Origin of the sequence: Streptomyces phaeolivaceus (assembly GCF_009184865.1) — a bacterium.
GTDB classification, from domain to species: Bacteria; Actinomycetota; Actinomycetes; order Streptomycetales; family Streptomycetaceae; genus Streptomyces; species Streptomyces phaeolivaceus.
Genome location: NZ_CP045096.1, coordinates 7,021,693 through 7,036,551 on the forward strand (window position 1 = coordinate 7,021,693; position 14,859 = coordinate 7,036,551).

The 14,859-nt window shown below is 67.9% G+C and carries 12 protein-coding genes; 9 read left to right on the forward strand and 3 right to left on the reverse strand.

All coding sequences use genetic code 11. The annotated features are described in order from the left end of the window. Positions 1-45: 45 nt before the first annotated feature. Positions 46-336 carry a hypothetical protein gene (locus F9278_RS32575; protein WP_152171492.1) on the reverse strand — a complete coding sequence of 97 codons (291 nt, stop codon included), beginning with the start codon at positions 334-336 and terminating at the stop codon, positions 46-48. Positions 337-715: 379 nt separating this feature from the next. Here F9278_RS32575 and F9278_RS32580 point away from each other — a divergent pair, with 379 nt between their 5' ends. Next, complete coding sequence (locus F9278_RS32580; RefSeq protein WP_193241414.1) at positions 716-2,032, forward strand: IS4 family transposase; 1,317 nt, start codon at positions 716-718, stop codon at positions 2,030-2,032. 390 nt (positions 2,033-2,422) lie between these two features. Next, on the forward strand, positions 2,423-4,702 hold the full coding sequence (locus F9278_RS32585) for an ABC transporter family substrate-binding protein (RefSeq protein WP_152171493.1): 2,280 nt from the start codon (positions 2,423-2,425) through the stop codon (positions 4,700-4,702). A gap of 4 nt (positions 4,703-4,706) precedes the next feature. Here F9278_RS32585 and F9278_RS46420 read toward each other — a convergent pair whose 3' ends face one another. Continuing rightward, entirely contained in the window at positions 4,707-4,859 is a 153-nt protein-coding gene (locus tag F9278_RS46420) for a hypothetical protein (RefSeq protein WP_193241732.1), read from the reverse strand. Positions 4,860-4,908: 49 nt separating this feature from the next. Between F9278_RS46420 and F9278_RS32590 the strand changes: the two genes are divergently transcribed. From F9278_RS32590 to F9278_RS32620, 7 genes are all read left to right on the forward strand, one after another. Continuing rightward, positions 4,909-5,427 carry a hypothetical protein gene (locus F9278_RS32590; RefSeq protein WP_152171494.1) on the forward strand — a complete coding sequence of 173 codons (519 nt, stop codon included), beginning with the start codon at positions 4,909-4,911 and terminating at the stop codon, positions 5,425-5,427. A gap of 208 nt (positions 5,428-5,635) precedes the next feature. Further along, entirely contained in the window at positions 5,636-7,552 is a 1,917-nt protein-coding gene (typA, locus tag F9278_RS32595; RefSeq protein WP_152171495.1) for a translational GTPase TypA, read from the forward strand. Positions 7,553-7,982: 430 nt separating this feature from the next. Further along, positions 7,983-9,023, forward strand: coding sequence for an ABC transporter permease (locus F9278_RS32600; RefSeq protein WP_152171496.1), 1,041 nt, complete (start codon positions 7,983-7,985; stop codon positions 9,021-9,023). A 103-nt stretch (positions 9,024-9,126) separates the two neighbouring features. Next, complete coding sequence (locus tag F9278_RS32605; RefSeq protein WP_152171497.1) at positions 9,127-10,929, forward strand: ABC transporter substrate-binding protein; 1,803 nt, start codon at positions 9,127-9,129, stop codon at positions 10,927-10,929. Between the two features lie 108 nt (positions 10,930-11,037). Continuing rightward, positions 11,038-12,015: an ABC transporter permease gene (locus tag F9278_RS32610; RefSeq protein ID WP_152171498.1), complete on the forward strand. Its 978-nt coding sequence runs from the start codon at positions 11,038-11,040 to the stop codon at positions 12,013-12,015. A gap of 10 nt (positions 12,016-12,025) precedes the next feature. Next, on the forward strand, positions 12,026-13,087 hold the full coding sequence (locus F9278_RS32615) for an ABC transporter ATP-binding protein (protein ID WP_152171499.1): 1,062 nt from the start codon (positions 12,026-12,028) through the stop codon (positions 13,085-13,087). 14 nt (positions 13,088-13,101) lie between these two features. Then, a complete protein-coding gene (locus F9278_RS32620; protein WP_152171500.1) occupies positions 13,102-14,244 on the forward strand; it encodes an ABC transporter ATP-binding protein in 1,143 nt (380 codons plus the stop codon). A 196-nt stretch (positions 14,245-14,440) separates the two neighbouring features. Here F9278_RS32620 and F9278_RS32625 read toward each other — a convergent pair whose 3' ends face one another. Next, positions 14,441-14,824 (reverse strand): hypothetical protein, encoded by a 384-nt coding sequence (locus tag F9278_RS32625; RefSeq protein ID WP_226967059.1) that lies wholly within the window; start codon positions 14,822-14,824, stop codon positions 14,441-14,443. Between the last annotated feature and the right edge of the window lie 35 nt (positions 14,825-14,859).

Here is a 14,859-nt window from a genome sequence, read left to right on the forward strand (position 1 = left end):
CGGTGTCGGTTCTGGTTTCGGTTGCCGGGGTGGCGGTGGCGGCGGTCAGGGAGCGCGGCGGTCGCGGGAGCCGAGCCCCTCGTCGTCGGAGTCCGTCCACAGGGAACTGTCGTACGGCGTGTCCGAGATGGGGACGAGTTCGGGGCGGCGTGGCTTGGCCAGTTCGGGGGCGGCCTCGCCGAGCAGCGCGATGCTCTCGCGCAGATGGTCGGCGTCGGTTCGCACGCGGCGTATCTCCAGGCCGCTGCCGCCGAATTGCTGTTCCAGGCGGCGTACGGACCGGGTCAGTTCGTCCAGGCAGCGCCGGACCGACGCCAAGTCGTCGTGCACGGACATGACTTGCCCTCGCTTTCACGGGGTTCGGGACCCCAAGGCGGCAACGTTCATGCGCCTGCGAGTGTTGCGCGTCACACCGGCCGGTGGGAAGCGGTGTGCGGGTTTCTTTTGCGCCGGGGGGTCGGGGGGGGGCGGATTCCTGGGCGGGTGCGGGTGGGTGGGGGCTGGTCGCGCAGTTCCCCGCGCCCCTAAAAGGCAAGGCCGTGAAGTTAGGGCTTTGGGAGCGTTGGCAAGTGCGCTCTGGTTCTATGGCTTCTTGGAACGTGGGAAGCGGAGCCCCGGTAGAACTGGCAGTCGACCAAGACAGCCGTTCACAGGACCGGAGGCTCCGCTGTCCGATCAGTGTGTCATCACGCGGGAAATCACGGTAGCCAAGGGCGTGTTCGCCCCGGGGCATCTGGGGGAACTCACCCGGATCATCCCGTTCGAGATGGTCGATGCGGTCCTTGCCGAGACCGGTGCTGTCCAGCAACGGCTGCGGAAGATTCCCGCCCGGGTGGTGGTCTACCTGCTGCTGGCCGCGGCCCTGTTCGAGGACTGCGGCTACCTGGCCGTCTGGCGCAGGCTCACCGCCGCGCTGGAGACGATACCGGTCGTGAAGATCACCGGCGCGGGGCTCTGGGACGCCCGCAGGCGTCTGGGCGTGCGGCCCATGCGGGCCCTGTTCGATCTGCTGCGCGGGCCGGCCACGGTGATCCGCACCCGCGGCGCCCGCTTCAAGGGCCTGCTGGCCGTTGCGATCGACGGCACCTACCTCGACGTTCCCGACAGCCCGCCGCACCGGGCCCGTCTGGGCAAGGGGTCCAACCGGTTCGGAACTGCCGGCTACCCGCAGATCTGCCTGACCGCGCTGGTGGCCTGTGGCACCCGGGCGATCCTGGATGCCGCCTTCGGACCGCGCTCCCAGGGAGAGACCGGACACGGCAGGCGGCTCATGCGCTCCCTGCACGCCGGAATGATCGTCCTGCTGGACCGGGGCTTTTCGGGCAACGCGTTCCTGACAGCCGTCGCCGCCACCGAAGCCTCCTTCCTCGCACGCATCACTGCCACCCGCAAACCTCCCGTCCTGGCCCGCTTCGGCGACGGCTCCCACCTCTCCCGCTTCGGCGCCCTCGAGGTCCGCATCATCGAATGCGAGATCACCGTCACCACCAGCCAGGGCCGCCGCACCGGGCTCTACCGGCTGGCCACCAACCTCCTGGACCACCACCGCTACCCGGCATCCGACCTGGTCAGTCTGTATCACGAGCGGTGGGAAGTGGAGTCCGCCTACTTCGCGATCAAGAAAACGATGCTGGGCCGGCGGGTCCTGCGCTCCACCACTCCGCCCGGCATCGCCCAGGAGGTCTACGCCCTGCTGAGCGCCTACCAGGCCCTGCGGATCGCTATCGCCGACGCCACCGGGGCCACACCCGGAACAGACCCGGACCGGGCCAGCTTCAGCGTTGCCCTGCGATGCGCCCGCGACCAGATCGTCCAGGCCGCGGGCATCATCGCCGGCACCACGATCGACCTCGTCGGGACGATCGGCCGAACCGTCCTGGAACACCTCATGCCCGCCCGCCGCCTCCGCATCAGCCCCCGCGCAGTGAAACGACCCCTGTCCCGATACGCCTACAAAAGCCTCAATATCGACCGACGCACCTACACAGCCACCCTCAGCATCAACATCTTGACGCCGACGATCAGCCCATAACTTCACGGCCTTGCCCTAAAAGAGCCAGGCCCCCGCGGCTCTGAAAGGCGACCGGCGGTGGGCCTGAAAAGCAGGGGGCGCAGCCCCTGCTTTTCAGGGGCGCGGGGAACTGCGCGACCAGCCCCCACCCACCCGCACCCGACGTACGACCCACCCGCACCCGACGTACGACCCACCCGCACCCGACGTACGCCCCACCCGCGCCCACCCGAAGGGGCGGCGCGTCCAAACGGGTGGGTTCCGCCGCACCCCCCGTCGTGTCGGCCACCCCGCAGGGACCCCGTCCTCTTCAGTGGGCCGCATCCGTCTGATCAGCTCCATATACCGCCGAACGTGATCAGAGCCACCCCCGTCCCCGTTCTCCCACCGCGGAGCGAGGAGGTCGCAGTGATGCCGATTCCCCACGACCGCGATCGTCACGACCGCGTCCGACCCGACCGTGTCCGACCGCGCGCCCTGCGCCGCTCACTCGCGTTCCTGGCCGTCGGCGCGCTCACGATGCCCCTGCTGAGCGGATGCGGTGAGGAGGACCCGGCGGGCAGACCCGTCGCCGAGCAGGACATCGCGCCCGCCGCACGGAACCTGGTCGCCGACGGTGGCACCCTGAGCTGGGCCGTGGACGCCGTACCGGAGACGCTGAACACCTTCCAGGCGGACGCCGACCCGGCCACGTCACGGATCGCCGGCGCCGTGCTGCCGTCGATGTACCGCCTCGACACCAGCGGGCGCCCGCAGATCAACTCCGACTATCTGGAGTCCGCGAAGGTCGTCGAGCGCGAGCCCCGGCAGGTCGTCCTCTACAAGCTCCACCAGGAGGCGGTGTGGAGCGACGGCCGGGAGATCGGCGCCGCCGACTTCGCCGCGCAGTGGCGGGCCCTGTCCGGCAAGGACTCCGCGTACTGGACCGCCAGGAACGCCGGGTACGAGCGCATCGAGAAGATCGAACGCGGTGACAACGACCTGGAGGTCCGGGTCACCTTCGCCCGTCCGTACGCCGACTGGAAGTCGCTGTTCTCGCCGCTGTACCCGAAGCAGGTCATGGGCACGCCCGACGCCTTCAACGACGGCGCCCGCAAGAAGCTCAAGGTCACCGCCGGTCCCTTCGCGCTGAAGGAGATCGACCGCGAGGACGGCGAGGTCACGCTCGCCCGCAACCCCCGCTGGTGGGGCCGCACCGCCAAGCTCTCCGAGCTGGTGCTGCGTGCCGTGCCGCGTGCCGAGCGCGCGAAGGCGCTGGCCGAGGGCAAGGTCGACATCGCCGAGATCGACTCGGAGCAGGCCGAGCGGATCATGCTCGCCGCCCCCGCGAAGAAGTCGCAGGGCGCCGGTCCGCTCTCCGAGGACAGCCCTCTCGGCCAGGACGGCACCCCCGCCGCCCACGGCCCCGACGCCGGTCTGACCCCCGCGAAGTCGATGCGGTCCTGGGCCGTCGCGCACGGCTCCGACGAGGAGGCCGCGGACGACGAGGCCGGCGCCCGGAAGAAGCGGCGCGCGGCGGTCGCCGAGTACACCGCCCAGCAGTCCGCGCTGCGCGGCTTCGCCGTCCGCCGGTCCCTGGAGCCCGCCTTCACCCAGCTCGCCCTGAACGGCTCCGAGGGCCCTCTCTCCGACGAGCGCGTCCGCCGCGCGGTGGCCCGTGCCATCGACCGGGAGAAGCTGGCCGCCCTCGTCCTGGAGCCCCTCGGCCTGCCCGCGGAACCCGTCGGCAGCCACCTCGCCCTCGCCGGGCAGGCCGCCTACGCCGACAACAGCGGCGCCCTCGGCGGCCAGGACACCGACGAGGCCCGCGCCCTCCTCGCCGACGCCGGCTGGGAACGCGGCGGCCCCCTCCAGCCCGTCCCGGAGGGCAAGAAGGCGGCCGGCGCGGAAGGGGAGAAGGACGAGCAGGACGAGAAGGGCGAGGGGAAGCGCGGCTCCGGTTCCGGTTCCGGTTCCGGTTCCGGTTCCGAGGACGAGAGCACGTACGTCGTCGGTGACGACAACAAGCCGTACGACGGCGACGAGAACCTCGCGCAGGACGGCAAGCAGTTCAAGCCGGGCAGTGCGCCCGGCGCGTACGCCCCGCAGGGGACGCGGGCGCCCGCCGACGCCGCGCGGGGGCCGCTCGCCAAGAACGGCAAGCTGCTGACGCTGCGGTTCGTCCTGCCGTCGGGACCGGGCACGGAGTCGCTGCGGGCCGTCGGGCAGCGGATCGCGACGATGCTGGAACGCGTCGGGATCCGGACCGAGATCACCAAGGTCCCCGACGAGAGCTACTTCAAGGACCACATCGCGAACGGGCAGTACGACCTCGCGCTGTACTCCTGGCCGGCCTCCGCGTACCCCGCCACCGACGCCCGGCCGATCTACGCCAAGCCGGTGCCCGCGGCCGACGGCTCGCTGAGCGTGGAGCAGAACTACACGCGCGTCGGCACGGACCGGGTCGACCAGCTCTTCGACCAGGCCGTGGCCAGCCTCGACGAGTCCGAGACCCGCTCCCTGATCCGCAAGGCGGACGCCCGTATCTGGGCCGCCGCCGGATCCATCCCCCTCTACCAGCGGCCCCAGCTCGTCGCCGCCCGCACCACCCTCGCCAACGCGGGCGCCTTCGGCTTCCAGACCCCCGTCTACGAGGACATGGGCTTCCTGAAGAAGGGGGCGAAGGGCCCGGCGCGACCGACGGAGAAATAGGAGATCATTCCCCGGAGACCTCGGCCGCCGCCCCGTATCCACGCGGGCGGCGGCCGACGTACGGGGAGGGGAGGGACCGGGTGGGATACGGCTCGGTGGGTCGGAGTCGCGCGGCGGCTGTGTTGGTGGTGGTGGCGGTGGGGGCGACGGCCTGCACCGGTGGGTCCGGTGACGGGGCCGGCGGGGGCGAAGGGAGCGCACGGGCCGTGTCGTCCTGTGCGGACGGCGCGTACGCCTGGTCCGGTGTCCGGCAGCGGACAGGGCTGACGGCGCTCGGTGAGCCGGTCACCTTCGCGAAGGGGACGGACTCCTACGAGACCCGGCTGGAGCCCCTGGACACGGAGGCGGTCCACCGGCCCACGGTCACCGGCGCGCCCCGGGGCGTGGCTCCGGCCCGGGTGATCAAGGCGCTGGGCGCGCATCTGAAGGCGGAGGAACCGCTCGCGGGCCCGGACGAGGAGGAAGTGCCCGAGGAGACGGCCTTCGGCTGGCACGCCGGGGAACTCGAGGGCGCGTACTACCTCTGGCAGGAGATCGGGTTCGTCGACGCCGATTTCGCCTACACCTGCGGGGACGCCGAGCCGGTGCGGGGCCATGTCCGCACCTGGGAGAAGGCCGGTCAGGGGTTCCTGTCCTGCGACACCCCGCCGGACGGCGAGGCCGGCCGGGTGGCCGCCGAGAAGCTGTGTCCGGCCGGTTCGCGGGCGGCGGCCGGGGAGGTCTGAGTCACACCGGGGACCCGCCGAGCTGGGGCCGGGCCGGTCCCGGGCCCGTCCCGGGCCGGTCCCGGACCGGCCCGGGGAGCCCGCGCGTCCGCGGCCCCGTACGATGGGGTGAGGCCGTGGCGTGTCCAGCCCGGCAGGGTCCGCGCGACAGATGTCAGCACAGACGTCAGCGCAGGCCGTCCGCACACTCCGGGAGAAGCGCCTCACTATGGCTGTGACCGAAACGCGTCACGACATCCGCAACGTCGCCATCGTCGCCCACGTCGACCACGGCAAGACCACTCTGGTCGACGCCATGCTCAAGCAGGCCGGTGCCTTCGCCGCGCACGCCGCCGAGTCGCTCGACGACCGCATGATGGACTCGAACGACCTGGAGCGTGAGAAGGGCATCACGATCCTCGCCAAGAACACGGCGGTGAAGTACCACCCGAAGGATGGCGGCGACGTCATCACCATCAACATCATCGACACCCCCGGCCACGCCGACTTCGGTGGTGAGGTCGAGCGCGGTCTGTCGATGGTGGACGCGGTCGTGCTGCTCGTCGACGCCTCCGAGGGTCCGCTGCCGCAGACCCGCTTCGTGCTGCGCAAGGCCCTCCAGCAGCGTCTGCCGGTCATCCTGTGCATCAACAAGACGGACCGCGCGGACTCGCGCATCGACGAGGTCGTCAACGAGACCTACGACCTCTTCCTCGACCTCGACGCCGACGAGGACCAGATCGAGTTCCCCATCGTCTACGCGTGTGCGCGTGACGGTGTCGCCTCGCTGACCAAGCCGACGGACGGCACCGTCCCGGCCGACAGCAACAGCCTGGAGCCGTTCTTCTCCACGATCCTGTCGCACGTCCCGGCCCCGAAGTACGACATCGAGGCGCCGCTCCAGGCCCACGTCACCAACCTGGACGCCGACAACTTCCTCGGCCGTATCGCGCTGCTCCGCGTCGAGCAGGGCGAGCTGCGCAAGGGCCAGACCGTCACCTGGATCAAGCGCGACGGCACCATGTCCAACGTCCGCATCACCGAGCTGATGATGACCGAGGCGCTCACCCGCAAGCCCGCCGAGGTGGCCGGCCCCGGTGACATCTGCGCCGTCGCCGGTATCCCGGACATCATGATCGGCGAGACCCTCGCCGACCCCGAGAACCCGATCGCGCTGCCGCTGATCACGGTCGACGAGCCGGCGATCTCCATGACTATCGGCACGAACACCTCGCCGCTGGTCGGCCGCGGTGGCACGGGCAAGGGCGCGGAGAACAAGGCCGCGGTCAAGGACCGCAAGGTCACCGCCCGCCAGGTCAAGGACCGCCTCGACCGCGAGCTGGTCGGCAACGTCAGCCTCCGGGTCCTCGACACCGAGCGTCCCGACGCCTGGGAGGTGCAGGGCCGCGGTGAGCTGGCGCTCGCCATCCTGGTCGAGCAGATGCGCCGCGAGGGCTTCGAGCTGACCATCGGCAAGCCGCAGGTCGTCACCAAGGACGTCGACGGCAAGGTCCACGAGCCCGTCGAGCGCATGACGATCGACGTGCCCGAGGAGCACATGGGCGCGGTCACACAGCTCATGGGTGTCCGCAAGGGCCGGATGGACAACATGTCGAACCACGGCTCCGGCTGGGTCCGCATGGAGTTCGTCGTCCCGTCCCGCGGCCTCATCGGCTTCCGTACGGAGTTCCTGACCGGCACACGCGGCACGGGCATCGCCCACTCCATCCACGAGGGCCACGAGCCGTGGTTCGGCACGCTGACGACCCGTAACAACGGCTCGCTCGTCGCCGACCGCTCCGGCGCCGTCACCGCGTTCGCGATGACGAATCTCCAGGAGCGCGGTGTGCTGTTCACCGACCCCGGCACCGAGGTGTACGAGGGCATGATCGTCGGTGAGAACTCGCGCTCCGACGACATGGACGTGAACATCACCAAGGAGAAGAAGCTCACGAACATGCGGTCGTCCTCGGCCGACTCGTTCGAGGCGATCGTCCCGCCGCGCAAGCTCTCCCTGGAGCAGTCCCTGGAGTTCTGCCGCGACGACGAGTGCGTCGAGGTGACCCCGGAGGCCGTACGCATCCGCAAGGTCAACCTGGACGCCCGGGAGCGCGCGCGGGCCGCGAGCCGCGCCAAGCACGGCTGATCCACCGGACGTCCTGACGTTCCCGAAGTACCTGACGTTCCGTCAACACCTGTCTGTGAAGCCCCGGTTCTCCGTACTCTGGAGGGCCGGGCTTCCGGTCTGCCCGCACGGGGGCGGATCCACCGTTCCGTTGACTGTCTGCGAGCTGTGAAGCGCTGTTCGGATATCGGTGTCCCGGCGATCAAGTTTCGGACATGTAAACAAAAATCGTACCCCGATTGTCCGCTTCGCCGGTTTCTCTTACCGCTTGTCAAGCGCGACCAGGTGTCAATCTTTGCAATTTTTGCTCAAAATATGGACGGTAGGGAGATCCCTATGCCTTCCGCCCTTGACGCGCGTTGACCCATTTGGCGAAAGTTCCCCCAAACCACAGAACCTGCCGGTAACTGTGCTGCGCTCAACTCTCCAACCCCCCGGGGGAAGAACAGACATGACCAGTCCAACCAAGGCCGAGGGCTCCGGGTCCACGGTCGCCTTGGACCCCGAGCTCGAGGCGACCGCCGAGGTCGCCAAGGGTGAACAGAAGCTTGAGGGTCGTTCCCCCGGCCAGTTGATGTGGCAACGGTTCAAGCGTGACCGTACGGGAGTCATCTCCGCGTGCGTAGTGATTTTCTTCTTCGCCATCGCCGCGCTCGCGCCGGTGATCGCGAGCCTGTACGGCAAGAACCCCTACACGCTGTACGCGCAGGAGCCCGACTTCCCGTTCCTGCTCGACGACTTCGCGATGCCCACCGGTTCCTTCGGTGGCATGTCGGGTGACTTCTGGTTCGGCGTCGAGCCGAAGCTGGGCCGCGACGTGTTCACGATGCTGCTGTACGGCATGCGGACGTCGCTGTACATGGCGGTCATCGTCACCGTGTTCAGCGTGGTCACCGGTGTGCTCATCGGCATGATCGGCGGCTACTTCGGCGGTCGTGTCGACTACTGGGTGGGCCGGATCACCGACTTCTTCCTGGGCTTCCCCCAGCAGCTGTTCTTCATCGCCTTCATGCCGGTCGTCACCGCGCTCTTCGTCGACCCGCGTGACGAGACGCCGACCTATCTGCGGGCCGTGGCCATCGTCCTGGTGATGTGGTTCCTCGGCTGGATGGGCCTCGCCCGTCTGGTGCGCAGCTCGGTGCTCTCCCTGCGTGAGCGTGAGTTCGTGGAGGCGGCCAAGGTGTCCGGGGCCTCGCCCTGGCGCATCGTGCGCAAGGAGATCCTGCCGAACATCGTCACCCCGATCCTGGTGCAGGGCACGTACATCCTGCCCAGCACGATCCTCTCCATCGCCTTCCTCTCGTTCGTCGGCGTCGGCTTCCCCGAGCCCACCCCCGACTGGGGCCGGATGTTCGCCGTCGGCGCCGATGTCTACGAGCAGGACCCGATGTTCATGTTCTTCCCGGGCGTGGCCATGGTGGTCTTCGTGCTCTGCTTCAACCTTCTCGGCGACTCCGTCCGGGACGCTTTCGACCCCAAGACCGGACGGTAATCGTCCATTGGTGGGTGGGGGGACTGCCGCCCCCGACCCGGGTCCGCCCGGGCCGTCAGGCAGTACTCGTGGACAACTATCGACAGGTAGGTGCATAGGCATCATGAAGCCCATCAGAAACCGCACCACGCGCGCCGTGGCTGTGGCGCTCGTGGCCGGCTCGCTGGCGCTCGCCGGCTGCTCGGACAACGGCAAGAGCAACACGAAGGACAACTCCAAGTCCCAGGAAGACGCCGCCGAGCAGTCGAAGCCTGTCGCCTACGGCGACGCCGCCGCCTCCACCGGTCCGGCCGAAGAGGTCAAGGGCGCCAAGTCCGGCGGTGTCATCAATGTGTACGCGCAGTCCGACATGACCCACCTGGACCCGGGCCAGATCTACGTCTCCGACGCCGGTCAGATCGCCAACCTGCTCCACCGCGGCCTGACGAACTACCAGGAGGACGACAAGGGCAACCTGACGGTCGTCGGTGACATCGCCACCGACTCCGGCACGTCCTCCGATGGCGGCAAGACCTGGACGTACACGCTGAAGGACGGCATCAAGGACGAGGACGGCAACGCCATCACCTCGGCCGACATCCGCCACACCATCGAGCGTCAGTACTCCAAGGTCATCTTCGACGGCCCGACGTACGTCCAGAGCTGGCTGTCGGGCTCCGACTACCGCAAGGCGCTGCCGGACGGCCCGTACAAGGGCAAGCACCTGCCGGACTCCGTGCTGGAGACCCCGGACGACAAGACGGTCGTCTTCCACTTCGACCAGCCGCGCCCGGACCTCCCGCAGGCCCTCGCCATGGCCGGCTACGCCATCGTGCCCGAGAAGCAGGACACGAAGGAGAAGTACGACAAGGCCCCGGCCGCCCTGGGCCCGTACAAGATCTCCGACTACAAGGCCGGCAAGTCGCTGACCCTGGTCAAGAACGACCAGTGGGACCCGAAGACGGATTCGGTGCGTCACCAGTACGTCGACGGCTACCAGTTCACCACCACCATCAAGCAGGCCAGCCAGACCAAGCGTCTGATCGCCGACCAGGGTGAGGCCAAGAACGCCATCCAGTTCACGGACTCTGTTGACCCGGCGCAGATGTCGACGGTCATCGGTAACGCCGAGACGAAGAAGCGCACCATCCAGGGCTACCAGCCCTACGTGTGGCAGCTGACCTTCAACCTCGACGCCGACGCGGTGAAGGACAAGAAGGTCCGCGACGCGATCACCTACGCGATCCCGTCCCAGGCCATGGTCCAGGCCGACGGTGGCCGCTACGGCGGTGAGATCGCCGGTGGTCTGATGGCGCCGACCCTGCCGGGCTACGACGCGTCCTACGACCCGTTCGGCAAGACCAAGAAGCCCAACGGTGACCTGGACAAGGCCAAGGCGCTGCTGAAGGAGGCGGGTGTCAAGGAGGGCACGAAGCTCAGCTACGCCTACTCCAACACCCCGCGCGGCCAGGCCCAGCAGGTGATCATCAAGGACGCGCTCGCCAAGATCGGCTTCGACGTCCAGGCCAAGGAGATCGACCGGGCCAGCTTCTACGAGCAGGTCGGCAAGCTGGACAACCCGTACGACATCTACATGACCGGCTGGGGCCAGGACTGGTCCTCCCCGTCCACGGTCATCACCCCCGTCTACGACGGCACCCTGGTCGCCGACGGTGGCTCGAACTACTCGCACATCAAGGACGACAAGGTCGACGCCCTCATCAAGAAGGCGCTGACCGAGGAGCCCGAGGCCGCGGCCAAGACGTGGGAAGAGGCTCACCACCGCATCGTGGAGGAGATCAACCCGGCCGCCCCGGTCTACTACTCGAAGCAGATCCAGCTCTTCGGATCGAACATCGGTGGTGCCCGGTACAGCACGGAGTCGAGCTACATCGACATCAACGACCTGTTCCTGAAGCAGCCGTAATCCGTCAGTCCGGCTGACCCGTGGGGGTGTGCGCCAGGCGGAGCGCACCCCCACGGTCGGTTCCACCCCCTCCGACCGCCGCGTTTTCGAAGAGAGCATCCACCCGCCATGCTTCAGTTCCTCATCCGCAGGCTGATCGGCGCCTTCGTCATCATGTTCCTGATCGGCGCCTTCACGTTCTTCCTGTTCTATACGATCCCCCAAGACTTCGCGCAGCTGTCCTGCGGCAAGAACTGCTCCCCCGAGAACATCGCGGTCATCAGAGAGAACCTCGGTCTCGACAAGCCCATCACCACGCAGTTCTGGGAGTTCATGTCGGGCATCGTCCTCGGCCGGGACTTCCCGGTGGGTCACTGCTCCGCGCCCTGCCTGGGCGTGTCCTTCCAGAGCGGTGAGTTCGTCTGGGACTCCATCGTCGACAGCTTCCCGCTCACCTTGTCGCTGACCATTGGCGGTCTGGTCATCTTTCTGGTGCTGGGCCTCGGCGCTGGTCTGCTTGCCGCCTGGAAGCGCGGCACCGCCGTCGACAAGGCCGTCAGCGGTGCCTCAATGGTCCTCAGCTCGTTCCAGATCTACTTCCTCGGCCCGATCGTCCTCGGCATCTTCGTCTACAGCACCGGTTGGATGGAGAGTCCCTCGTACGTTCCGATCACCGAGGATCCGGTCGGCTGGTTCATGGGCATGCTGATCCCTTGGGCCGTCATGGCCACGATCTTCACCGCCCAGTACACGCGTATGGCCCGTTCGACGATGATCGAGCAGCTGTCGGAGGAACACGTCCGCACGGCCCGAGCCAAGGGCATGAAGCAGCGGTACGTATTTTTCCGTTATGCCTGGCGTGGTTCACTCATCCCGATCGTCACCATCATCGGCATGGACCTGAGCGCGCTGCTGTCCGGCGCCGTGGTCACGGAGTTCACCTTCGACCTGGCTGGTCTCGGGCGTCTCTCGGTCGATTCCTCGCTCGGCAAGGACATCCCGGTGACGATGGGGGTGATGCTGTTCGGCGCGTTCTTCATTCTGATGCTGAACATCATCGTGGACATCGCCTACGCCTACATCGACCCGCGCGTGCGCCTCAGCTAGGAGAAATACCGTGACCACTCTGACCAAGACCGAAGGTGAGAAGGCCCCGACCGGGCCGGAGGCCTTCCTCTCGGTCCGCGACCTGCGGGTGCGGTTCTCCACCGAGGACGGCATAGTCAAGGCCGTCGACGGGCTCTCCTTCGACGTCGAGCGCGGCAAGACGCTGGGCATCGTGGGTGAGTCGGGCTCCGGCAAGTCCGTGACCAACCTGACCGTCCTCGGTCTGCACAACCCCAAGACCACCACCGTCGAGGGCGAGATCGTCCTCGACGGCAAGGAACTCGTCACCGCCAAGGAGAAGGAGCTGGAGCAGCTCCGCGGCAACAAGGTGGCGATGATCTTCCAGGACCCGCTGACGGCGCTCTCGCCGTACTACACGGTGGGCCGGCAGATCGCCGAGCCGTTCATGAAGCACACTGGCGCCTCCAAGAAGGAGGCCCGGCAGCGGACGATCGAGATGCTGGCCAAGGTCGGCATCCCGCACCCGCAGACACGGGTGGACGACTACCCGCACCAGTTCTCCGGCGGTATGCGCCAGCGCGCCATGATCGCCATGGCCCTGGTCTGCGACCCCGACCTGCTGATCGCGGACGAGCCGACCACCGCGCTCGACGTGACCGTGCAGGCGCAGATCCTCGACCTGCTCAAGGACCTCCAGCAGGAGTTCGGCTCCGCGATCATCTTCATCACCCACGACCTCGGCGTCATCTCCGACATGGCCGACGACCTGCTGGTGATGTACTCGGGCCGGGCCGTGGAGCGCGGCAGCGTCCGTGAGGTGCTGCGCAACCCCACACACCCCTACACCTGGGGTCTGCTCAGCTCGATGCCCCGCCTCGGCGGCGACACCGCGCAGGCGCTCACCCCGATCCCCGGCTCCCCGCCCAGCCTGCTCAACCCGCCCACCGGCTGCCCGTTCCACCCGCGCTGCGCGTTCACCGGTGAGGTCACCGGCAACCGGTGCAGCACCGAGCGGCCGTCGCTCGGCGAGGGGCGCGCCTCTGCCTGCCATCTGACGGCGGACCAGAAGCAGTCCATCTTCATCGACAAGATCCAGCCCCGGCTGCGCTAGGGAGAACCGAGATCATGAGCGACAACCTCACCCTCCCCGCACAGCAGGGCTCCCAGGACACCGCGGCCGAAACACTCCTCAGGGTCGAGGGCCTGACGAAGCACTTCCCCATCTACGGCGGCTTCCCGATCAAACGCAAGGTCGGTGCCGTCCAGGCGGTGGACGGCATCGACCTGACCGTCGGTGTCGGCGAGAGCGTCGGCCTCGTCGGTGAGTCCGGCTGTGGCAAGTCGACCACCGGTCGGTTGATCACGAAGCTGATGGAGCCCACCGGCGGGAAGATCACCTACAAGGACCAGGACATCACCCACGCCTCGCGCAAGCAGCTGGCGCCGGTTCGGTCCGAGATCCAGATGATCTTCCAGGATCCGTACTCCTCCCTGAACCCGCGGCAGACGGTCGGCACGATCATCAAGTCGCCGATGGAGGTCAACGGGATCAACCCCGAGGGCGGCCGGGAGAACAAGGTCCGCGAACTCCTGGAGCTGGTCGGCCTCAACCCCGAGCACTACAACCGCTTCCCGCACGAGTTCTCCGGCGGTCAGCGCCAGCGCATCGGGGTCGCCCGCGCGCTCGCCCTGAACCCGAAGCTGATCGTCGCGGACGAGCCGGTCTCGGCGCTGGACGTGTCGATCCAGGCGCAGGTCGTCAACCTGCTCCAGAAGGTCCAGGACGAGCTGGGCATCGCGTTCCTGTTCATCGCCCACGACCTCGCCATCGTCCGGCACTTCTCGAAGCGCGTCGCGGTGATGTACCTCGGCAAGATCGTCGAGGTCGCCGACCGTGACTCGCTCTACAACCGGCCCCGCCACCCGTACACGCATGCCCTGCTGTCCGCGGTGCCCGAGGTCGCGATCGACGACGAGGTGGAGGTGAAGGAGCGGATCCGGCTCGCCGGTGACGTGCCCTCGCCGATCGCGCCGCCGTCCGGCTGCCGTTTCCGTACGCGCTGCTGGAAGGCGCAGGACAAGTGCGCCTCCGAGGAGCCGCCGTTGGTCCAGCTCTCCGGCAACCTGGACGGCCATCTGACGGCCTGCCACTTCCCGGAGGACCCGACGACCGAGGCCCGCGCCGAGGACGTCGTGCTGGACCCGGGGCTGAAGGCACTGGAGGACAGTGCGGCCGTCGAGTCCGAAGCGAAGGTCAAGAAGGACTGACCGAACATTTGTCATCGACCTGCCCGTGGTCGACTTCAGACAAGTGGGCCCGTCGCCGGGTGACCCCGAACTGTCGGTTCGGGGGTTCGGCAGACGGGCCCACCTCGTTCTTGGTCTGCTCAGGTGCCCTTGGTGAAGGCCCTATGGTCACGCCGACCGGAGCCGGTTCGCCCGGGTCCCCTCAAGGGCGCCTCTACTAGACCTTCCTGTACTCCAGGCGCCAGAAGTCGTTGCTGCTGCGCTTTGTCGGCGCGACGATGGTCTTGTTCCACACGTGCTTGGTGGTCTTGCCCTTGCAGTTGGGCTTGTTGGTGGTGATGCTCTTGCCCACCCTGAACTTCTTGGCCTCGTGGTAGAGCCGCATACGGACCTGGTTCTTGCCCTTGACCTTCTTGGCCTTCATTTCGTAGTTCCAGCTCTTCGAACTGGACCATTCGCCGCCCACGGTCACGCTGAACGACGTACTCGCCTTGGTGAAGATCACGCCGGCTTCGGCCTCGATGCCGGCGGTACCGCTGACGCTCGCGGTCGCCGTGCTGCTCTTGTTGTAGCTGACCGTGACCTCTGAAGCGCTGCGCATGTCCATCCACGTGCTCTTCAGGTTCGTTCCCCTGT